Annotated in this window: 17 protein-coding genes, 1 rRNA gene and 1 pseudogene; 8 read left to right on the forward strand and 11 right to left on the reverse strand. The window is 70.9% G+C overall.

All coding sequences use genetic code 11. The features are described 5' to 3' along the window. On the forward strand, positions 1–434 hold a 434-nt coding region (locus FCH28_RS37710), incomplete at its 5' end, for an Rv3235 family protein (RefSeq protein ID WP_246103514.1). Positions 435–568: 134 nt separating this feature from the next. Here the strand turns inward: FCH28_RS37710 and secA are convergent. After that, on the reverse strand, positions 569–3400 hold the full coding sequence (gene secA / locus FCH28_RS37715) for a preprotein translocase subunit SecA (protein ID WP_136744961.1): 2832 nt from the start codon (positions 3398–3400) through the stop codon (positions 569–571). A 240-nt stretch (positions 3401–3640) separates the two neighbouring features. Here secA and FCH28_RS37720 point away from each other — a divergent pair, with 240 nt between their 5' ends. Both FCH28_RS37720 and FCH28_RS37725 read left to right on the forward strand, forming a co-directional pair. Next, complete coding sequence (locus tag FCH28_RS37720; RefSeq protein WP_136744975.1) at positions 3641–4264, forward strand: GNAT family N-acetyltransferase; 624 nt, start codon at positions 3641–3643, stop codon at positions 4262–4264. Between the two features lie 63 nt (positions 4265–4327). Then, a complete protein-coding gene (locus FCH28_RS37725; RefSeq protein WP_136744962.1) occupies positions 4328–5551 on the forward strand; it encodes a winged helix-turn-helix domain-containing protein in 1224 nt (407 codons plus the stop codon). A gap of 121 nt (positions 5552–5672) precedes the next feature. On the opposite strand, the gene FCH28_RS37730 is transcribed toward FCH28_RS37725, so the two are convergent. From FCH28_RS37730 to mtnA, 7 genes are all read right to left on the reverse strand, one after another. Further along, positions 5673–6434, reverse strand: coding sequence for a response regulator (locus tag FCH28_RS37730; protein WP_136744963.1), 762 nt, complete (start codon positions 6432–6434; stop codon positions 5673–5675). A 231-nt stretch (positions 6435–6665) separates the two neighbouring features. Next, positions 6666–7358 (reverse strand): ribosome hibernation-promoting factor, HPF/YfiA family, encoded by a 693-nt coding sequence (hpf, locus tag FCH28_RS37735; RefSeq protein WP_136744964.1) that lies wholly within the window; start codon positions 7356–7358, stop codon positions 6666–6668. A 318-nt stretch (positions 7359–7676) separates the two neighbouring features. Then, positions 7677–8390 (reverse strand): ComF family protein, encoded by a 714-nt coding sequence (locus FCH28_RS37745; RefSeq protein ID WP_136744966.1) that lies wholly within the window; start codon positions 8388–8390, stop codon positions 7677–7679. Between the two features lie 145 nt (positions 8391–8535). Continuing rightward, positions 8536–10467 carry an LpqB family beta-propeller domain-containing protein gene (locus FCH28_RS37750; RefSeq protein ID WP_246103515.1) on the reverse strand — a complete coding sequence of 644 codons (1932 nt, stop codon included), beginning with the start codon at positions 10465–10467 and terminating at the stop codon, positions 8536–8538. After that, on the reverse strand, positions 10457–12559 hold the full coding sequence (gene mtrB, locus FCH28_RS37755) for an MtrAB system histidine kinase MtrB (RefSeq protein ID WP_136744967.1): 2103 nt from the start codon (positions 12557–12559) through the stop codon (positions 10457–10459). Before mtrB ends, FCH28_RS37750 begins: the two co-directional genes overlap by 11 nt. Before the next feature lies 1 nt (position 12560). Then, positions 12561–13238: a two-component system response regulator MtrA gene (gene mtrA, locus FCH28_RS37760; RefSeq protein ID WP_030416996.1), complete on the reverse strand. Its 678-nt coding sequence runs from the start codon at positions 13236–13238 to the stop codon at positions 12561–12563. Next, the gene (mtnA, locus tag FCH28_RS37765; protein WP_136744968.1) at positions 13235–14407 is read right to left on the reverse strand and encodes an S-methyl-5-thioribose-1-phosphate isomerase; all 1173 of its coding nucleotides are present in this window, start codon (positions 14405–14407) and stop codon (positions 13235–13237) included. The genes mtrA and mtnA overlap by 4 nt, the downstream gene beginning before the upstream one ends. 152 nt (positions 14408–14559) lie before the next feature. Here mtnA and FCH28_RS37770 point away from each other — a divergent pair, with 152 nt between their 5' ends. Genes FCH28_RS37770 through FCH28_RS37790 form a run of 5 tightly spaced genes read left to right on the forward strand, consistent with a single transcriptional unit; the run spans position 14560 to position 20254 of the window. Beyond that, positions 14560–16062 carry a DUF7847 domain-containing protein gene (locus FCH28_RS37770; RefSeq protein WP_136744969.1) on the forward strand — a complete coding sequence of 501 codons (1503 nt, stop codon included), beginning with the start codon at positions 14560–14562 and terminating at the stop codon, positions 16060–16062. 4 nt (positions 16063–16066) lie between these two features. Continuing rightward, complete coding sequence (locus FCH28_RS37775; RefSeq protein ID WP_136744970.1) at positions 16067–16756, forward strand: DUF4129 domain-containing protein; 690 nt, start codon at positions 16067–16069, stop codon at positions 16754–16756. Next, the gene (locus FCH28_RS37780; RefSeq protein WP_136744971.1) at positions 16753–17976 is read left to right on the forward strand and encodes a DUF4350 domain-containing protein; all 1224 of its coding nucleotides are present in this window, start codon (positions 16753–16755) and stop codon (positions 17974–17976) included. Before FCH28_RS37775 ends, FCH28_RS37780 begins: the two co-directional genes overlap by 4 nt. Continuing rightward, on the forward strand, positions 17957–18934 hold the full coding sequence (locus FCH28_RS37785) for an AAA family ATPase (protein WP_136744972.1): 978 nt from the start codon (positions 17957–17959) through the stop codon (positions 18932–18934). The genes FCH28_RS37780 and FCH28_RS37785 overlap by 20 nt, the downstream gene beginning before the upstream one ends. Positions 18935–18943: 9 nt before the next feature. Next, a complete protein-coding gene (locus tag FCH28_RS37790; RefSeq protein WP_136744973.1) occupies positions 18944–20254 on the forward strand; it encodes a DUF58 domain-containing protein in 1311 nt (436 codons plus the stop codon). A 27-nt stretch (positions 20255–20281) separates the two neighbouring features. Here FCH28_RS37790 and FCH28_RS39965 read toward each other — a convergent pair. The 3 genes and pseudogenes from FCH28_RS39965 to rrf form a co-directional block, all read right to left on the reverse strand. Then, positions 20282–20359: pseudogene (locus FCH28_RS39965) on the reverse strand (transposase); the annotation flags it as partial. Positions 20360–20411: 52 nt separating this feature from the next. Continuing rightward, positions 20412–20573, reverse strand: coding sequence for a hypothetical protein (locus tag FCH28_RS38760; protein WP_222852486.1), 162 nt, complete (start codon positions 20571–20573; stop codon positions 20412–20414). Between the two features lie 218 nt (positions 20574–20791). Further along, positions 20792–20897 (reverse strand): 5S ribosomal RNA (gene rrf / locus FCH28_RS37805); the annotation flags it as partial.

Consider the following 20897-nt stretch of genomic DNA (forward strand, 5'->3'; position numbering starts at 1 on the left):
GGCCCGCCCCCGGCACCCCCGTCAACGCGGCCGGCGCCCCGCTGCCGACCGTGGGCGCCCAGCGCCGGGCGCACGAACACCGGCCGCACCACTGGTTCGCCCGTCAGCTCGTGCTCACGCTCAGCGGCCAGCGCCCGGTACACGCCCTGCTGGGGCACGCGCTGCCCACGGCGTACGACCGGCTGGTGGAACTCGCCCCGCACGCACCGCTGCGGCCGGTCCTCGGCCCCGACCGCCGCCTGGCCACGCCGGACCTGCGCGACTGCGGACACTGCACGCCACGCCGCGGCGTCATCGAGGCGTTCGCACGGATCGCACTGGGAGAACGCCTCCGGGCCCTCGCGTTCCGGCTGGAACTCGGCGACGACCACCGCTGGCGCTGCGCCGCCCTCGACCTCGGCCCGACGCCCTCGGTCTGGCGCGCGAACCCGTAGGCGACGCCGCCCAGGGGCCGCGCGCGCCCCTCAAGGGCCAGTGGCACCCCGCCGCAGCAGCACAACGCGGCCCGGACACACCGTGTCCGGGCCGCGCCACTGTTCACCGCTCACCGCATCTCACACCGGTGAGCTCACTTCTTACGGCGACGGCCACCGCTCTTCTGGGCCTTGCGGCGCTCCGCGCGGGTCAGGCCGTCCGACTCGGAGCGGGCCGGGGCGTCGTCCTCGTCGCTCACGAAGTCACCCTCGATGACGCTGCCCTCGCCGTCCACCTTCGGTGCGGTGAAGTGCAGCCGGTCGGGCCGCTGCGGCGCCTCCAGGCCCTTGGCGTGGATCTCCGGGCGGCCCCCGCCGGCCGGCACGGCCTCCTGCAGGTCCTTCTCCAGCGACGCCTTGTCCGCGGTCTCCGACACCGGGACCTCCTCGACCTGCTGCTCGACCTGGACCTCCAGGTTGAACAGGTAGCCGACGGACTCCTCCTTGATCCCCTCCATCATCGCGGTGAACATGTCGAAGCCCTCGCGCTGGTACTCCACCAGCGGGTCCTTCTGGGCCATCGCCCGCAGGCCGATGCCCTCCTGGAGGTAGTCCATCTCGTAGAGGTGCTCACGCCACTTGCGGTCCAGGACGGACAGCACGACCCGGCGCTCCAGCTCCCGCATGATGTCCGAGCTGAGCTGCTCCTCACGGGCGGCGTACTGCTCGTGGATGTCGTCCTTGACGGCGTCCGCGATGAACTCGGAGGTGATGCCGGCGCGGTCGCCGGCCTCCTCCTCCAGCTCCTCGACCGTCACCTTGACCGGGTAGAGCTGCTTGAACGCGCCCCACAGCCGGTCGAGGTCCCACTCCTCGGCGAAGCCCTCGACCGTCTCCGCCTGGATGTAGGCGTCGATGGTGTCGTCCATGAAGTGCTTGATCTGATCCTGCAGGTCCTCGCCTTCGAGGACGCGGCGGCGCTCGCCGTAGATGACCTCGCGCTGGCGGTTGAGGACCTCGTCGTACTTGAGGACGTTCTTCCGCGTCTCGAAGTTCTGCTGCTCGACCTGCGACTGGGCGGACGCGATCGCCCGCGTCACCATCTTGTTCTCGATCGGGACGTCGTCGGGGACGTTGGCCATCGCCATGACGCGCTCGACCATCTGGGCCTTGAACAACCGCATCAGGTCGTCGCCCAGGGAGAGGTAGAACCGCGACTCGCCGGGGTCGCCCTGACGGCCGGAACGACCGCGCAGCTGGTTGTCGATACGGCGCGACTCATGCCGCTCGGTGCCCAGGACGTAGAGCCCGCCGAGCTCCTTGACCTCCTCGAACTCCGCCTTGACCGCGGCCTCGGCGCGCTCCAGGGCGGCGGGCAGCGCGGCCGCCCACTCCTCGACGTGCTCGACCGGGTCCATGCCGCGCTGGCGCAGCTCCGCCTCGGCGAGGTCGTCGGGGTTGCCGCCGAGCTTGATGTCCGTACCACGGCCGGCCATGTTCGTGGCGACGGTGACGGCTCCCTTGCGGCCGGCCTGGGCGACGATGGACGCCTCCCGGTCGTGCTGCTTGGCGTTGAGGACCTCGTGCGGCACGCCGCGCTTGTTCAGCTGCTGCGAGAGGTACTCGGACTTCTCGACCGAGGTGGTGCCGACCAGGATCGGCTGGCCCTTCGCGTGCTTCTCGACGATGTCCTCGACGACCGCGTCGAACTTCGCGGGCTCGGTGCGGTAGATCAGGTCGGCCTGGTCCTTGCGGACCATCGGGCGGTTCGTCGGGATCGGGACGACGCCGAGCTTGTAGATCTGGTGGAACTCGGCGGCCTCGGTCATGGCCGTACCGGTCATGCCGGAGAGCTTGTCGTAGAGGCGGAAGAAGTTCTGGAGGGTGATCGTGGCGAGCGTCTGGTTCTCGTCCTTGATCTCCACTCCCTCCTTCGCCTCGATGGCCTGGTGCATGCCCTCGTTGTAGCGGCGGCCGGCGAGGATACGGCCGGTGTGCTCGTCGACGATCATGACTTCGCCGTCGATGACGACGTAGTCCTTGTCGTTCTTGAACAGCTCCTTGGCCTTGATCGCGTTGTTGAGGTAACCGACGAGCGGGGTGTTCACCGACTCGTAGAGGTTGTCGATGCCCAGCCAGTCCTCGACCTTGCTGACACCGGACTCGTGGATGCCGACGGTGCGCTTCTTCTCGTCGACGTCGTAGTCGCCGGTCTCCTCGATGCCGCGCTGCGGGTTGGCGGCCTCGCCCCTCTTGAGGCGCTTCACCAACTTGGCGAAGTCGCCGTACCACTTGGTGGCGGAGTCCGCGGGGCCGGAGATGATCAGCGGCGTACGGGCCTCGTCGACGAGGATGGAGTCGACCTCGTCGACCACCGCGAAGTTATGGCCCCGCTGGACGAGTTCGTCCTGCGACCAGGCCATGTTGTCGCGCAGGTAGTCGAAGCCGAACTCGTTGTTCGTGCCGTAGGTGATGTCGCAGTTGTACTGCTCGCGGCGCTGGGCCGGCGTCATGTCGGCCAGGATGCAACCGACCGTCAGACCGAGGAACTTATGGACCCGGCCCATCATCTCGGAGTCGCGCTCGGCCAGGTAGTCGTTGACCGTGATCAGGTGGACGCCGTCGCCGGAGAGCGCGTTGAGATACGTCGGCAGGGTGCCGACGAGGGTCTTGCCCTCACCGGTCTTCATCTCGGCGACGTATCCGAGGTGAAGGGCCGCGCCGCCCATCAGCTGGACGTCGTAGTGCCGCTGGCCGAGCACCCGCTTGGCGGCCTCGCGGACCGTGGCGAACGCCTCGGGCAGCAGGTCGTCCAGGGACTCGCCGTCCGCGTACCGCGCTTTGTACTCATCGGTCAGCGCCCGCAGCTCGGCGTCGGAGAGGGCCGCGAAGTCCTCCTCGATGGAGTTGACCTGGCCCGCGATGCGGTGCAGTTTGCGCAGGATCTTTCCTTCGCCTGCACGCATGATCTTCGTCAAGACGGACACTTGGGCTGGTCTCCTTGCCGGTTGGGCCTGCACGGTCGAGTGCGCGGGCGCGGCATTTTCCAAGGGGGCAGGCCCCGCCGCAACGGCCATCGTAAAGGAGGACTCTCCCCGGCCGGGAGGTCCGCCGCCGCGAAGGCTCCGATCCCCTTCTCCCACGTGAACGCGCGAGGCCTCGAGAAGGTGCCGGGATTCATGGGAAAACCGTTCGCCGCGCTCCGTGCCGCGGCGCAGACTCGCCTCATGGAGCCCGTCACCCTCACCACCGAGCGCCTCGTCCTGCGTCCCTTCGAGCCCGGCGACGCGGCCGCGGTGTACGCCGCGTGTCAGGAACCCGACATCCCCAGGTGGACGAGTCTCCCCTCGCCGTACGGGCTCCGGGACGCGGAGCTGTTCGTCGGCACGGCCGCCCCGGAAGGCTGGCGCGGCGACACCGCCTATGCCTTCGCCGTGATCTCCACGGCCGACGGTTCGCTGATCGGCTCCATGGGGCTGATCCGCCTGGACCGGCTGCACACCCCGGAGCGGGAGGCCGAGCTGGGCTACTGGACCGCCAAGGAGCACCGCGGCAGGGGGTACACCGTGGAAGCGGCCCGCGCGGTGGTGCGCTGGGCGTTCCACGATCTCGGGGTGGAGCGCCTGGAGTGGGTCGCCGAGGCCGGCAACCACGGCTCCCGGGCGGTGGCCCTCAAGGTCGGCTTCCGTATGGAGGGCACCCAGCGCGCCAAGCTGATCCGCCAAGGCACCCGCCGGGACGTCTGGACGGGCGCCCTGCTCCCGTCCGACCTGCCCGAGCCCGCCGGCTCGACCGACTCAACTGACACGCCCCGCCCCGGCACGACGCCCTACCTTCCCTACCCCGACTGACCCTCAACCCAACAACAGTGCAGGTCAGGGCCATTGTCAGTGCCCGCCCCTACGCTTCTTCGCATGACCAGCGTGACGTCGACACAGCCCCAGCCGGATCCTCAGCCGCGGCCCGCGACCGCACTGTCGCGCGACGACGCCCGGCGGATAGCCCTGCGGGCGCAGGGCCTGCTGGGCGCCCCGGACCGCCGGGCGGGAGTGCGGGGAATGTTGCGGCGGCTGGGCGCGGTGCAGCTGGACACGATCTCGGTGCTGGCCCGCTCCCATGAGCTCGTGCCGTACGCCCGCCTCGGCGCGGTCGGCCGCCAGGGGGTCGAGGCCGCGTACTGGACCGCTCCCGTGGCGCGTCCCCATACCTTCGAATACTGGTCGCATGCCGCCTGCATCCTGCCGATCGAGGAGTGGCCGCACTTCGCGTTCCGCCGCCGCGCCTTCCGCGCCAAGGGGCACCGCTGGCATGTCATGCGGGACTCCGAGCGCTCCTGCGCCGCCGTCCTGGACCGGCTCGCGGCGGACGGCCCGCTGACCACGTCCGAGCTGGGCGGCGGCCGGAAGGGCGGAGAGTGGTGGGACTGGTCGGAGACCAAGATCGCGGTGGAATGGCTGCTGGACACCGGCCGGGTGGTCTGCACGGAGCGCCGTGGCTGGAAGCGGGTGTACGACCTCGCCGAGCGCGCCGTGCCCGACGCCCTGCGGCACGACGATCTCGACGACACCGAATGCCTCCGCCGCCTGGTCGCCCAGGCCGGGGCCGCCATGGGCGTGGCCACCCGGGCCGACCTCGCGGACTACCACCGGCTGAAGGCCGAGCAGGTCGATGCCGTCCTCCCGGACTCGGGCCTGGTCCCGGTGGCGGTCGAGGGCTGGGGCAGACCCGCCTGGGCGGACCCGGCCGCGCTGGCCGCACCGCCCCGCGGCCGGCACCGCACGACCCTGCTGTCACCGTTCGATTCACTGATCTGGGACCGTCCGCGCACCCAGCGGATCTTCGGTTTCACACACCGCCTGGAGGCGTACGTCCCGCGGCCCAAGCGGATACACGGCTACTTCGCGATGCCGTTGCTGGCCGGCGGCAAACTGGTCGGCCGGGTGGACCCGGCCCGCGAAGGCAGCACCCTCATCGCCCGCCAGGTCTCGATGCACGGCCCCAAGGCCGTCCGCCCCATGGCCGAGGCGCTCCACGAGGCCGCCACCTGGGTCGGCTGCGACTCCGTAGGTCTGGACCGCTGCGACGACCCCGATCAGGCCGCGGCGCTGCGGAAGGAGCTGACGCATCTGGGCGGCTGAGCGAACCAGCGGCTGAGCGAACCATGGGATCCGGCGCCAGGTCAGGTCACGGGCCACGGGGTCCAGGGGCCTGGGCCGGGGCCCGGGGTCACGCAACCATCGCGGCCATCTCGGCACGGATTCAGCGGATCTCGAGGATCTTCTCCCGCATCGCGTACACCACCGCCTCCATCCTGGAGTGCAACTGAAGCTTCTCCAGGATGTTGCGCACGTGGTTCTTCACGGTGTTCTCGGAGATGAACAGCTCCTTGGCGATATCGCGGTTGTTCATCCCCGTGGCAACGAGTTTGAGGACCTCCAGCTCACGGTCGGTGAGCCGGGGCGCGGGCACCAGCCGGCGCTCGTCCGTGCGCTGGATCATCGACTTGAACTCCGTCAGGAGCTTGGACGCCATCGACGGGCTGATCTGCGACTGTCCGTCAGCGACGGCGCGGATCGCGGTCGCCACCTCGTCGGTGGAGATCTCCTTGAGCAGATAGCCGGTGGCGCCGGCCTTGATCGCGTCGTAGAGATCGGCCTCTTCGTCGCTGATCGTGAGCATGATGATCTTCGCGCTGGGGGCCACCTCCTTGATGGAGGTGCAGGCCTCGATGCCGCCGCGTTTGGGCATCCGCACGTCCATCAGCACGATGTCGGGCAGCAGATCCGCGGCCTTGTCGACCGCCTCCGCGCCGTCCCCCGCCTCGCCGACGACCTGGATGTCCTCCTCCTGGGCCAGAACGATCTCCAGGCCGCGCCGGAACAGTGCGTGATCGTCCACCACCAGGACCCGGATCGGTTCCTGGCGCGGCACGCTCGCGGCCGTGCCGGGTCCGTCCCCGTCCCCCGAACCGCTTCCGCCGTCGTCCGTGTGGTCACGCACGGGCCCGAAGCTGTCCCCCATCGTTCCTCCCCGTCAACTACTCGGCCGAAGAGCCAAAGCCTGGAGATAAGGCTGGTTGACAACAGCCCCGCGCGGCCAGCCCCATCACTGCCATACGACCGTCTCCCCGGCATTTCGCCGTTTTGCGCCGACAAACTCCCTGGCTGGCACAACTCTATACGGCTTCAACTCGTCCCCTTCTCAAGCGCGATGGTGCCCCCGGCGTACGCCGGGGGCACCGAGCGGATGGGGTCAGCCGCCGAGCGCGCCGCCTGCGCCGCCGGGCTCTTCCTCCCCGAACTGGTCGGGGTTCAAGTGGATGACGCCGTAGTCGTATGCGTGCCGCCGGTAGACGACACTCGGCTGCTTGGTCTCGGCGTCGACGAAGAGATAGAAGTCGTGTCCGACCAATTCCATCTCGTAGAGCGCCTGGTCGAGCGTCATCGGCGGCGCCGAGTGGGTCTTCTCGCGGACGACCAGGGGACCTTCGCCCAGGACGTCGATCGACCCCATCTTGGTGCTCGGCACCTTCGGCTCGCCGGAGCTCGCGGCGGCGAGTTCGCCGTTGGTGTTCAGACGCGCGGCGTCGGGGACGCTGACGGCGACGTCACTCGCCGGGATCCGGCCGTTGCCGCGACGCGAGAACCGCTTGTCATGCTGCTTCCGCAGGCGCGCCTCCAGCTTGGCGGTAGCCAGGTCGAGCGCGGCATACGCGTCGGCCGCGGCCGCCTCGGCCCGGACCACCGGGCCACGGGAGCGGAGGGTGATCTCCACTCGGTCGGAACGGTCGGCCTGCCGCGGGTTGGGCTCCTTGGACACCTCGACGTCCAGGCTGATCACCTTGCCGTCGAGCTTCTGGACTTTCTCCAGCTTCAGCTTCTCGGCCACGTGCTTGCGGAACCGCTCGGGCACCTCGGTCTTGCGGCCCTTGACGACGATGTCCACGCAGAACTCCGTTCCCGGATCGCCCCGCTCAGCGGGCGGAGCGATGCCTTCTTGCACCAGGCTCCGGTGGGTGCCGAAGCCTCGGACTTGGCGACTTTCACCTCCTCCTCCCCCAAGGACAAGATCTCCAAGCCAACGCCTTCAGGTTCACCTCAAATGCCGTTTAACGCACGCACCACGACATATGAGGCAAAGCGGCCGCCAAGTCCTCACAACCGAACATAGCTCTCCCGGTCGGGTGTCGGCACCCCCTCGACGCCTCCAGCTCCGTTTGGGTGAATTTTCGGCCTCATTACCTGCAACGATGAATTTCCCTTTTCAGTTCCGGTTGATTTCGAACGCGGTACGGGTCGCCGCCACCACGGCCGCCCCGCTCACCCTCGCCCCGGACACCCCGAGCGCCCGCGCCGCCTCGGCGAGCGTCGCCCCCGTCGTCATCAGATCGTCCACCAGCACCACTGGAGCCTCCACCAGCAGCCTCCCGGCCCCACCCCGGACGCCCAGTGCGCCCGCGACATTCGCCAGCCGCTGCCGGGCACTGAGGCCCGCCTGGTCGGCCACCGGACGACGCTGCCGCAGCACCGCCAGGACCTGGGCCCCCGCCCCCTCCCCCACCCCCGCCCGCCGTAGTTCGGCGGCGGCCGCCAGCGCGATCCGGCGCACCGGATCATGGCCCCGGCAGGCCACCGATCGCCGGGCCGACGGCACCGGCACCAGCAGCACCCGCCCACCGCCCGGCCGCAGCACCCGCACCGCCCCGGCCAGCACCGCGCCCAACGGCCCGGCCAGCCGCAGCGCCCCTCTCTCCTTGTGGGCGAGCAGCACGGCCCGCACCTCGTCCGCGTACGGCGCGCCGGCCCACACCCGAGGCAGCCCCGCGGGTCTCGGCTCCGGCCGTACCCGCCGTGCGCCGCGCCCACCCCGCGACAGCGCCCGGCGACACTCCGCGCACAGCTCCGTACGCGGCCTGCCACATCCCGCGCAGTCGACCGGCAGCACCAGACCGGCCAGTTCCCGCCACACCCCCTGCATGGCTCAACTGTCGCGCCGTCCGCGCTCGGCCGCCACCCCTGTGGATAACCCAGGGATTGTGGACAACTCGACGCCCCGCGTCGGCCCGGACGGGCCGACGGCAGCCCAGGGGCGGAACGGCGGTCAGCCCCGGATGAACCGGCGGTCAGCCCGGATAGACCGGCGCCGACCCGTCCTTGGCCACGGTCTTCCAGTTCGCGTCCGGAGGCAGCCGCACAATGCCCTCGGTGGCGTCCGCGATCAGCGGCTTGGTCTCGTCCTCCGAGGCCGCCACCGACTTGACGCCGTTGACGCCGGGCAGCGTCTGCGCGTTGGACGCCGAGCCGTCGGTCTCCATGAACTGCATCTGCTGCACTCCGCCGGACTCCCGGCCGACGACCACGAGCCGGCTGCCGCCCGCCCAGGACGCCGCCACCACGTCCTCCAACTGCGGTGCGATCGGCCGCAGTTCCTGCACCGAGAGCACCGGGTGCTGGGAGGTGCCGGCCCGCTCGACCCGGCCGAGCTGAAGCGTCGTACGCCCCTTGTCCTCCACCAGCATCGCGATCCGGATACCGTCGGCGGCCACCCGGATCGCCTTGATCCGCCGCTTGCCCAGGCCGGGCACCGCGACCTCTTCGGGTTCGCCCTTGCCCTCGCGCATCCGCAGCAGCCGCGAGCCGTGCGTATCGCGGTCGGCGATCCACAGATCGCCCAGACCGTCCCAACTGGGCGCGGTCAGCCCGTCCTCCGGGCCCTTGAGCGAGCCGGCGCTGGTCAGCAGCGGATCACCGCGTTCGACGCCGTCCTCCATGCCCGCCACGTACAGCGCGTGCCCATCGCTCGACACGCCGGCAGCGGTGTCCTCGGCACGCGAGATGGCGACCGAGCGCAGCGGGGTCTTGCCGGTGCCGAACGGCCCGCGCACCGGCGTCGGTTCCGTTGCGGAGTCCGGCATCGCGACGACCTTGTGGTCGGCGTCGATGAAGTACTCCTTGGCGGAGTGCCCGGCGTGCCGGGACGGGGCGAAGTCGCGTTCGGCCTGATCCTGGGTCAGTGCGCACAGCGAGTTGCCGCTGTCGTCCTGCAACTCCACCTGACTGATCTTCGAAGCCCGGGTCATGTCCTGGACGGTGAAGAACAGTTGAGCCGCCATCCGTTTGCACTGGACGGTGTCGGTGTTGACGGCCTGTTTGTTGAGCTTCACGTGCAGCGCATTGGAGTCGTCCAGCGTCAGATCACGGGCGGCGAGCCGGGTGCCGTGCGGGAAGGCCGAAGTCGTCACCTTGTCCAGCCAGTTGGTGGGCCCGGACAGCAGCGCCTCCACGCTGGCCGTGATCGGCTCTATCCGCTGCCGCAGATAGACCGGGTCCGCGACGAGCACGTTGCGGCTCGCCTTCGGCTCCTGCGACTCCGAGTCATAGGACGCGAAGTAGAACTTGTTGACGGACCGGTAGATGCGCTGGAAGTCGGACTGACCGAGCACCAGCCCGTTGGGCAGCCGGTCGATCCGCCACTGATCGCCCTCCTTGATGAGGTGGATCGTCTGGCGGTAGGGCTTCTCCTGCGGGGTGTACGCGTGGTTGTCGTCCACCGTCGCCACCTGACTGCCGGAGAGGGTGACCGTATAGCCGTTGGCGTCCTCGCGGTTGGGCAGTGCCTTCGGCTCGGGCTTCGGACGCTCCTGGAGCACGTTGATCGTCTTGAACGGCCGCCAGGTCCGCCTGGCCGACTTGGCCAGGTACTGGGTGGCCGTACGGAAATCCGCCTCGTCGCTGGTCGTCGCGTCGAGGAAGCTGCGGACGATGTTGGTCGGCTGTGCGCCGTCCTGCGGGGGGACGCCGTAGACCCGTACCTGCGAGTCGCCCTCGGCGCGCGGCGACTGGTCGACGGCCTTGACGTCTCCGTTGTCGGGCATCGACGCACACCCGGCCAGCAGCAGCGCGGCACAGCCGAGCAGCGCGGTCTTCCGCGCCGCCCGTGACGTTCCGGGGATCTGGCGCCGGCCTCGGGCGCCGGCCGCCCTGCGACCGTGCGCAGGGGCCGCCACGCGGGCCTCGGCCCCCACCCCGTGCTCCTCTCCGCGCTCAGCGTCCACGCAGCCCGCCCTCCCGATCCACGCCCCGTCCGGCCTCCTGCTCCCCGCCGTCGACGGCCGTACCGGCATGCGCCGCCTCGTCGGCGCGCACGCTTCGGCCGCCCGCTGTTCCTTCGTTCCGTACGCCTCCGGAATGCGGCACCACACGGGCGCCGCTGCCGGGCATCGCCGCCGGGTCGGCAGCCGGGCCGGCGGCGGCGCGCGGCTCCATGGTGCGCGGCTGCACCGGGATCGTGGACGCCTTGCCGTCGGTCCCGGCGCGCGGCAGCCCGGCGTCGTCGAGCCCTCGGTTGCGGCGCGAGTCCTCCGGCTCCAGGGGTATCGGGGAGCCGCGCAGCGCCTCGCCGGACGTACGCGGCAGCGTCAGCCGGAACTGCGAACCGCCACCCGGCTCGCCCCATGCCTGGAGCCAGCCGCCGTGCAGCCTGGCGTCCTCGACGGCGATGGACAGGCCGAGTCCGGTGCCGCCGGTCGTACGGGCCCGGGCCGGGTCCGCGCGCCAGAAGCGGTTGAAGACCCGTGTCGCCTCGCCGGGCTTGAGGCCGACGCCGTAGTCGCGCACGGCGACGGCCACGGCGCCGCCGCTGGGGCCGCCCCCGGACGCCAGCCGCACCACGACATCCCGGCCCTCGCCGTGCTCGACGGCGTTGACGACGAGATTGCGCAGCACCCGCTCCACCCGCCGGGTGTCGGCTTCGGCGATCACGGGCTGCTCGGCGCCGCGCACCAGGATGCGGGTGCCCTTGCGCTCGGCCAGCGGCTCGGCGCCTTCGATGACGCGGTGCACCACGTCGCGCAGGTCTATCGGCTCGGCCTCCAGCGCGGCCGCGCCCGCGTCGAACCGGCTGATCTCCAGCAGCTCGGCGAGCAGCGACTCGAAGCGGTCGAGCTGTCCGCGCAGCAGCTCCGCGGAGCGCGCCGTGGCGGGGTCGAAGTCCTCGCGCGCCTCATGGATGACGTCGGCCGCCATCCGTACGGTCGTCAGCGGCGTCCGCAGCTCATGGGAGACGTCGGAGACGAAGCGCCGCTGCATCCGGGAGAGCTCCTCCAGCTGCTGGATCTTGACCTGGAGGTTCTGCGCCATCTTGTTGAAGGACTCGCCGAGCCGCGCGATGTCATCCTCGCCGGTGACCTTCATCCGTTCCTGGAGGAGGCCGGCGGCCAGCCGCTCGGAGATTCCCGCGGCCATCCGTACGGGCGTGACGACCTGGCGTACGACCAGCCAGGCGATGGCGCCGAGCAGAATCACGACGAACACGCCGGCCGTCGCGAGCGTCCCCGTCACCAGCTTGAGGGACTCTTCTTCCTGGCTGAACGGGAAGAGGTAGTAGAGCTGGTACTGGTTGCTGTTCACGTCGTTGAGCCGCTTGCCGATGATGATCGCCGGCGTGCCGTCGTCGTGCCCGATGCGCTTGATCTGGGTGTAGGTACGGAACGTGCCCGTCTTGGTGTCCAGCTTCCGCCGCAGATCGGCGGGCACGCTCCGCTCGGGGTCGACGTCCCCGGAGGCGCGCGGCCCGCGGGTGCCCCGGCTGGCGTCGCCGAACGGTTCGTCGGAGTCCGAGCTGAGCGCCACGACGGAGAAGACGCCCTGCCCGCCGCTGGCGAGCTGCTCGACGAGGCTGGTCAGCCATGTCGCGGAGTCCTGGTTGCCGCGATTGCCCGCCCGGGCGGTGTCCTCGGGCCGTACATCGCCGCCGCCGACATCGGCCAGCTTCTGGGCGACGCCGAAGCCGCCCGCGGCCTGGCTCTGCGCGGCCTGTGCCTTGGCCGTGAGCAGGCCGTTACGCACCTGTCCGACGACCACGACGCCGAGCAGCAGCACCACGGCCAGCGACATCAGCAGGGTGGTCGCGACCACGCGCAGCTGGATGTTGCGGCGCCACAGCCGCAGGGCGGGCAGCAGCGGACGGCGCACCCAGCGGCTGAAGAGCCGCAGCAGGGGGTGCACCGGCCCGCTCACCGCGCCGTCGGGCAGCAACTGCCCACCGCGCAGCAACCAAGCGGACAACTTTCCCGAAAAGGACATTTCACCCGCCGGGTCGACGGTGCGCCCCCGCTTTTCCTCCGGGGTCGAACCGTCCCGGGTCATCTCAGCTGGGCCCTGCCTTGTAGCCGACCCCGCGCACGGTCACCACGATCTCCGGCCGCTCCGGGTCCCTCTCGACCTTGGAGCGAAGCCGCTGCACATGGACATTGACCAGCCGGGTGTCGGCGGCGTGCCGGTAGCCCCAGACCTGCTCCAGCAGCACCTCACGCGTGAACACCTGCCACGGCTTGCGCGCCAGCGCCACCAGCAGATCGAACTCCAGCGGGGTCAGCGCGATCGACTGGCCGTCCCGCTTCACGGAGTGGCCCGCCACGTCGATGACGAGATCACCGATCGCCAGCTGCTCGGGCGCCGGCTCCTCCGAGCGCCGCAGCCGGGCCCTGATCCGGGCCACCAGCTCCTTGGGCTTGAACGGCTTGACGATGTAGTCGTCCGCACCCGACTCGAGCCCGACCACCACATCCACGGTGTCGCTCTTCGCGGTCAGCATGACGATCGGCACCCCGGACTCGGCCCGGATCAGCCGGCACACCTCGATGCCGTCCCGTCCGGGCAGCATCAGGTCGAGCAGGACAAGATCGGGCTTGGTCTCGCGGAAGGCGGCAAGCGCCTTGTCACCGTCCGACACGAACGACGGTTCAAAGCCTTCGCCGCGCAGCACGATGCCGAGCATCTCTGCCAGTGCGGTGTCGTCGTCGACGACCAGGACGCGTCCCTTCATTCGGCCATCATCCCATTACCTGATCGTGACTTACTCCATCGTGATGTGGAACACATCTCTGCCAGCCCGTCCCGAGTGATCGGCGAGACCACTCCGGCCTCCGTCACGATCGCCGTCACCAGCTCCGGCGGAGTGACGTCGAAGGCCGGGTTGTAGGCCTGAGCGCCCACCGGCGCCACCCCGATCCCGCCGACGATCTCCGCTCCGGCGCCCCGCGCGTACCCCAACGAGAGCTCCGTCACCTCATGGCCCGGCCGCTGCTCGACCTCTATGTCCGACCCCTCCACTGTCTCCAGATCCACCGTGCTCGTCGGCGCCACCACCACGAACGGAACGTGGTGATAGCGGGCCAGGACCGCCAGCGGGTAGCTGCCCACCTTGTTGGCGACCGCGCCATCCGCCGCGATCCGGTCCGCGCCGATCAGTACCGCGTCCACCTCACCCGCGGCGAACAGCGATCCCGCGGCCCCGTCCGTCAGCACCGTGTACGCCATCCCCGTGCGCGAGGCCTCGTACGCGGTCAGCCGCGCACCCTGCAACAGCGGCCGGGTCTCGTCCACCCACAGCCGGCGAAGCTCACCCGCCCGGTGCGCCGCCAGCGCCACCGCGAGGGCGGTCCCCTCGCCCCCGGAAACCAGCGCCCCCGTGTTGCAGTGCGTGAGAATCCGGTGGCCGCCACCCGGCAGCAGCTCGCCCAGGAGCGCCAGACCGTGCTCCGCCATTCGGCTGCTGGCCTCGATGTCCTCCGTATGTACGGTGCGCGCCTCGGCCAGCGCCGCCGCGGCGGCATTCTCCGGAGCCGCCCCGCCGCGGACCGCGTCCCGATAGGCGGCCGCCGCTCGCCGCACGCCGTAGGCCAGATTGACCGCGGTGGGCCTGGCACCCGCCAGCGCCTCCGCCGCCTCGTCCACACCGAACCCACGAGCCGCGGCCAGCGCGACACCGTACGCACCCGCGATGCCCAGCAGCGGCGCCCCGCGCACGGCCAGCGTCCGGATCGCCTGCACCAGCGCCGGCACGTCCGTGCAGACCAGCTCGACCTCCTCCGCCGGCAACCGAGTCTGATCAAGCAGGACCAATACCGGTCCCTCGGCTCGTTCCTCCCAACGCAACGACGGGACGGGGAGCGCCTCGACGCCCGCCTCGGACACCTCGTACTGATCACCCATCCACTCAGTCTGCCGCCGACACCCCCTCGAACAGAAGGTCCCTTCTCCCCGAGGTCACGGGTACACGGCGCCATCCGCCATGACACGATGACTGCCACCGCGGACCCCGGACCCCCGCCGCCCCGGCGGACGGGCAGCAAGAAGGAGCGACGATGAACAACTCTCCGGGCTGGGCCTCGCCCGGATCCGCCCCCTCCGACGAGCCGGACCGCGGCACCCAGGAGCAGCCCACCCAGCCACCCGCCGCGGAAGGCCGGCCCGGCTCGGCCGAGCAGCCGCCGCCGAACTGGTCCAAGCAGCAGCCGCCGGCCGGCCAGTGGTCGGCCCCCACCGGCATCCCCGGTCAGAGCGGCACGGGCGACCGCACCCGCGCCGCGGCGGCCCCCGGCCACCAGGCCGGGTGGGGCGGCGGCCCCGGATGGGGCTCCGGCTGGGGCGCGCCCCCGCAGGCCGCCAAACCAGGAGTCATCCCGCTGCGCCCGCTCGGCGTCGGCGAGATCCTCGACGGCGCGATCGCCACCTTGCGCGCCCACTGGCGCACGGTGCTCGGCATCTCGCTGATCGTCGCGGTGGTCTCGCAGACCGCCGTCACCGTCGTCACCGGACTGTGGTTCCAGGACGCCGGCCGCGCGCCTTCCCTGGAGGACCGGTCCGGTCCGCCGCTGCGCGACACCATGCGCGACATAGGCAACTCGCTCACCGGCACCGGGATCACCTCGCTGATCGGGCTGCTCGCCACCATCATCGCCACCGGCATGCTCACCATGGTCGTCAGCCGTGCCGTCCTCGGCCGGTCGGTGACCGCCGCCGAAGCCTGGCGCGACGCACGGGCCCAACTCCCGCGCCTGCTCGGCCTGCTCGTCCTGCTTCCCCTGCTCTTCCTGACGGTCATGGCGGTCTGCCTGGCCCCCGGCATCCTCGTCGCCGCAACGGGCACCCTGGACATGGGCCTGGTGCTCGCCCTGTTCGGCGGACTGGCCGCCACCGTGGTGAGCGTCTGGCTGTGGGTCCGCTACAGCCTCGCCTCCCCGGCGCTGATGCTGGAGAAGCAGGGCGTCATCGCCTCCCTGCGCCGTTCCGCCAAGCTCGTACGCGGCTCCTGGTGGCGGGTGCTGGGCGTCCAGCTTCTGACCTACCTCCTGCTGCTCATCATCGAGTTCGCCGTCCAGATCCCCACCACCCTCATCGCCTTCCTCACGGGCGGCGAGAGCCTGATGGAATGGGCCGAGGGCACCAACAGCACGACCGGTTGGACCTTCCTGATCGTGCTGGGCGTCGGCGCCGTCATCAGCTCCACCCTCAGCTTCCCGATCAGCGCAGGCGTCACCGCGCTCATCTACATGGACCAGCGCATCCGCCGCGAGGCACTCGACCTCGAACTCGCCCGCGCCGCCGGCCTCCCCGCCTACGGCACGGAGGCCCCCGTCCCGCAGCCGGCCACGGCCCCCGACGACACCCCGTCCCAGACCGCCCCGGTGGACTCCGCGCCGGTGGACTCCGCTCCGGCCGACAGCTCCAGGGCCGAGACGTCCACTGCCGACACGCCGCGGGTGGACGCCACGGCCGAGAACGCGCCCTCCACCACCCCGACCAGCCCCGACGCCCCTGCGGACGGCACCGGAGAGCACCCCACCGACGCCACACCGGGAAGCTGAGGCGATGACCACCGCGGGGGGCACAAGCACGCTCGGCCGTCTCATAGCGAGCCCAGGCGACGACATACCGGTGCGGACCCCACGCGTCCCCGCCCGCGAGGCGGCGGAACGCGAACTGTCCGACCCCCGGTACCACCAGCACGACCCCAACCCGATCCAGCGCGGCCTGAATTGGTTCTGGGAACGCGTGGACGACCTCTTCGGCGCGGCCGCCGGCGCCACACCGGGCGGCTGGATCGGGCTCATAGCCATCGCCGCCGCCGTACTGCTGCTGGTCATCGCCCTCCGACTGCGGCTCGGCGCGGCACGCCGTACTCCGACCAGCAGCGGCGCACTCTTCACCGACACCCCCCGCACCGCCGCCGAACACCGTGCGACCGCCGAAGCGCACGCCGCCGAGGGCCACTGGAGCCAGGCCGTCCAGGACCGGATGCGCGCCATCGTCCTCTCCCTCGAAGAACGGGCGCTGCTCACTCCGGGCCCCGGCCGCACCGCCGACGAAGCAGCCGCCGAAGCCGGACGGGCACTTCCCTCGCACGCCGAGCGGCTGCGCGCAGCGGCCCGCGCCTTCGACGACGTCACATACGGCGGCCGCACCGGTACGGAACGGGAGTACGCCCTCTTGAGCGCCCTCGACACCGAACTGCAGCGCGCCAAGCCCCACCTGGCAGCCCCGACCGGGAGCCGCGGATGACCACGGCCGCCACGGACAGCACCTCGCTCTCCCCCACCGCCCGGCACCTGTGGATACGGTCCCGCGGGCTGCTCCTCGCGATCCTTCTGCTCGTGGTCGGCGGAGTGGTCCTCGCGGCCCTCCAGTCCGGCGAACACCACGGCCGGCTCGACCCCCGCTCCCCGGACCGCCCCGGAAGCCAGGCCCTGGCCCGGCTGCTCGCCGCCCATGGCGTCACCACCCAGGTCGTCACCACCTCCGAGGAAGCCGCCGCCGCGGCCGGCCCGGACACCACGCTCCTCGTGACCAACCCCGACATGCTCACCCCCCGGCAGCTGTCCGGCCTGCGCACCGCGACCGCGCACACCCCCGGCCGCACCGTGCTCGTCGCGCCCGGCCCCGCGACGCTCGCCGCCCTCCCCCTCGGCGTCCGCGCCGAACCCCCCGTCGACATCTCGGCACTCAGTGCTGCCTGCTCGCTGCCCGAGGCACGCCGCGCGGGCAGTGCCCTCCTGGGCGGTCTGCGCTACGCCACCTCCAGCTCCACCGCCGACGGCTGCTACCTCAGCGGCGGTCTGCCCACCCTGCTGCGCATTCCGCCCACCGACGCCGGCCGCGACACCGTGCTCCTCGGCGCCCCCGACCCCCTCTACAACTACCGCCTCACCGAGCAAGGCAACGCCTCGCTGGCCCTTCAACTCCTCGGTGCCCACAAGCATGTGGTCTGGTACCTCCCCTCCGTCAGCGACCCGTCGTCCACCCAGGACAACCAGCGCGGCTTCCTCGACCTCATCCCCTCCGGCTGGACGTGGGGCCTGCTCCAACTCGCCTTCGCCGCCGTCTTCGCAGCCTTCTGGCGCGCCCGCCGCCTGGGCCCCCTCGTGCCCGAACGACTCCCGGTCACCGTCCCGGCCGCCGAGACCACCGAAGGCCACGCCCGCCTCTACGAGCAGGCCAACGCCCGCGATCGCGCCTCAGCCGTCCTGCGCTCGGCGACCCGCACCCGGCTCGCCCCCCTCATCGGCGTGCCCCCCGCGCACGCCCACACCCCCGACATCCTTCTTCCGGCCGTTCACACCCACCTGACCGCCGCACCCGACGCCGGCCTCCACGCTCTGCTCTTCGGCCCGGCACCCGCGGACGACAAGGCCCTGGTGCAGCTGGCCGACCAACTCGACGAACTCGAAACCTCGATCGTTTCCCAAGAGAGGCACACGCCCCGTGAGCACCCCGACCGCTGAGCCGACCGCCGACAGCGCCCGAGCCTCCCTGGAGGCCTTGCGTACCGAGATCGCCAAGGCCGTCGTCGGCCAGGACCCCGCCGTCACCGGGCTGGTCGTCGCCCTGCTGTGCCGCGGTCATGTACTCCTCGAAGGCGTCCCGGGAGTCGCCAAGACCCTGCTCGTACGCGCCCTGTCGGCCACCCTCGAACTCGACACCAAGCGCGTCCAGTTCACCCCCGACCTGATGCCGAGCGACGTCACCGGATCTCTGGTCTACGACGCGCGCAACGCCGAGTTCTCGTTCCAGCCGGGCCCGGTCTTCACCAACCTCCTTCTCGCCGACGAGATCAACCGCACGCCCCCGAAGACCCAGGCATCACTGCTCGAAGCGATGGAAGAGCGCCAGGTGACCGTCGATGGCACACCCCGGCCACTGCCCGAACCCTTCCTCGTCGCCGCCACGCAGAACCCCGTGGAATACGAAGGCACTTACCCACTGCCCGAAGCCCAGCTCGACCGTTTTCTGCTGAAGCTCACGGTGCCGCTGCCCGCCCGCCAGGACGAGATCGACATACTCACCCGGCACGCGGACGGATTCAGCCCACGCGACCTCAACGCGGCAGGGCTCCGCCCCGTCGCCTCCGCCGCCGACCTCGAGGCGGCCCGCGCGGCGGTCGCCAAAACCGCGATCTCCCCCGAGGTCACCGGCTACATCGTCGATATCTGCCGTGCCACCCGCGAATCCCCCTCACTCTCCCTCGGCGTCTCCCCCCGAGGCGCCACCGCTCTGCTCTCCACTTCCCGAGCCTGGGCCTGGCTCACCGGCCGCGACTACGTCACCCCTGACGACGTCAAGGCCCTCGCTCTGCCCACACTCCGACACCGCGTCCAACTCCGCCCAGAAGCGGAGATGGAGGGAGTCACCGCGGACTCCGTGATCAACGCCGTGCTCGCCCACCTCCCCGTCCCCCGCTGAGACGACGCCGTGGCCCTCACCGGACGCACCGCCCTCATCGCCGCACTCGGAGCCCTCTTCGTCGGCTTCGTGCTCCCCGGCTGGCTCGGCATCCTCGCCGTCCAACTCATCCTGCTGATAGCAATCTTGTGCGACCTCGCACTCGCCGCGCCAGTGCGAAAGCTCCATTTCACCCGAACCGGTGACACAACTGTTCGACTAACGGGCCAAGCCCACACGCACCTCACCATCACCAACGCCGACCGCCGCACGCTGCGCGCCCAGATCCGCGATGCCTGGCCCCCCAGCTCCTTCCATCCCGGCTCGGACATCCCCGCGTCCCGTCACACGGTGCGCATCCCCGGCGCCGAACGCCGACGCCTGACAACCGTGCTCCACCCCACCCGACGCGGCGACCACCATGCCGTCCGCGTCACCGTCCGCTCATACGGCCCGCTCGGGCTGGCGGCCCGGCAGGGAAGCCACCAGGTCCCCTGGACCCTGCGCGTACTGCCCCCCTTCACCAGCCGCAAGCACCTCCCCGCCAAGCTCGCCCGGCTCCGCGAACTCGACGGCCGCACCAGCATCCTGACCCGCGGTGAGGGCACCGAATTCGACAGTCTCCGCGACTACACCCCCGGCGACGACACCCGCTCCATCGACTGGCGCGCCACCGCCCGCCAGCAAACCCTCGCCGTCCGCACCTGGCGCCCCGAACGCGACCGCCGCATCCTGCTCGTCCTGGAAACCGGACGCACCTCGGCCGGCCGCGTGGGCGACATTCCCCGCCTCGACGCCTCCATGGACGCCGCCCTGCTGCTGGGCGCCCTCGCCGCCCGCGCCGGCGACCGCGTGGACCTGCTCGCCTACGACCGCCGCGTACGGGCCTCCGTACAAGGCCGGTCCGCCCGCGACCTCCTCCCGGCCCTGACCGACGCCCTCGCGCCCCTCGAGTCGGAACTCGTCGAGGCGGACGCCCGCGGCCTGGCCGCCACCATCCACCGCAGCACACCGCGACGGTCCCTCATCGTGCTCTTCACCGGCCTCGACACGGCCCCGGTGGAGGAGGCACTACTCCCCGTCCTCCCCGGCCTCACCCAGCGCAACGAACTCATCGTCGCGGCCGTCACCGACCCCCGCATCGAGGAAATGGCCGCCGGCCGCCACACCCCCCAGGCCGTCTACGCAGCCGCAGCAGCCGAACAGACCCGCGCTGCTCGCCGCCGCACCGCAGACCGCCTCCGCCGCCACGGCATCACCGTCATCGATTCCACCCCCGCCCGCCTGGCCCCTGACCTGGCCGACGCCTACCTCACCCTGAAGTCCGCAGGCCGCCTCTAAGAACACCGCCTCACAGAGACGGCCCCACCTGTCGACCACGGCTCGTAGCCGCTGATCGTCAGCGTGACGATTCCGCCAGCCTATGTAGCGGCGGATCATGCGGCCCTAGAGCTTGTCTTCGGCCAGATCGTCCAGGTCGCCCACCGGCGCGCCCGTGTCATATCTCCCGGCGCTTCCTCAGCTCGTCGAGCCATGCACGTACCTGCTCGTCGTCGTGCAGGTAGCCCGAGCCCTCGCCCGCGGGAAGATCGATTCCGTGGAGGAGGTTCAGCGCCCACCAAGAGACCGCGTCCCAGGCAGCCCATCCTCGACCAGCCATCGGCCGGCCCACCGGTCGGCCTCGTCGCGAGACAGCCGCCCCTCGACAAGCTCAACGAGGCAACATTCGACCTCATCAAGAGTCGGCTGACCGCTGGCATCCATGCCCGGCGAGGCAACCGCTGCTTGATGCGCACTAGGGCCGTGACACGGTCACCCGAACCTTTCCTTAAACGCAGAAAAGCCCCGCACCAAGGTGCGGGGCTTTCCCCAAAAATTGTTCGGCGGCGTCCTACTCTCCCACAGGGTCCCCCCTGCAGTACCATCGGCGCTGAAAGGCTTAGCTTCCGGGTTCGAAATGTAACCGGGCGTTTCCCTAACGCAA

Origin of the sequence: Streptomyces piniterrae (assembly GCF_005048155.1) — a bacterium.
Lineage (GTDB): Bacteria > Actinomycetota > Actinomycetes > Streptomycetales > Streptomycetaceae > Streptomyces > Streptomyces piniterrae.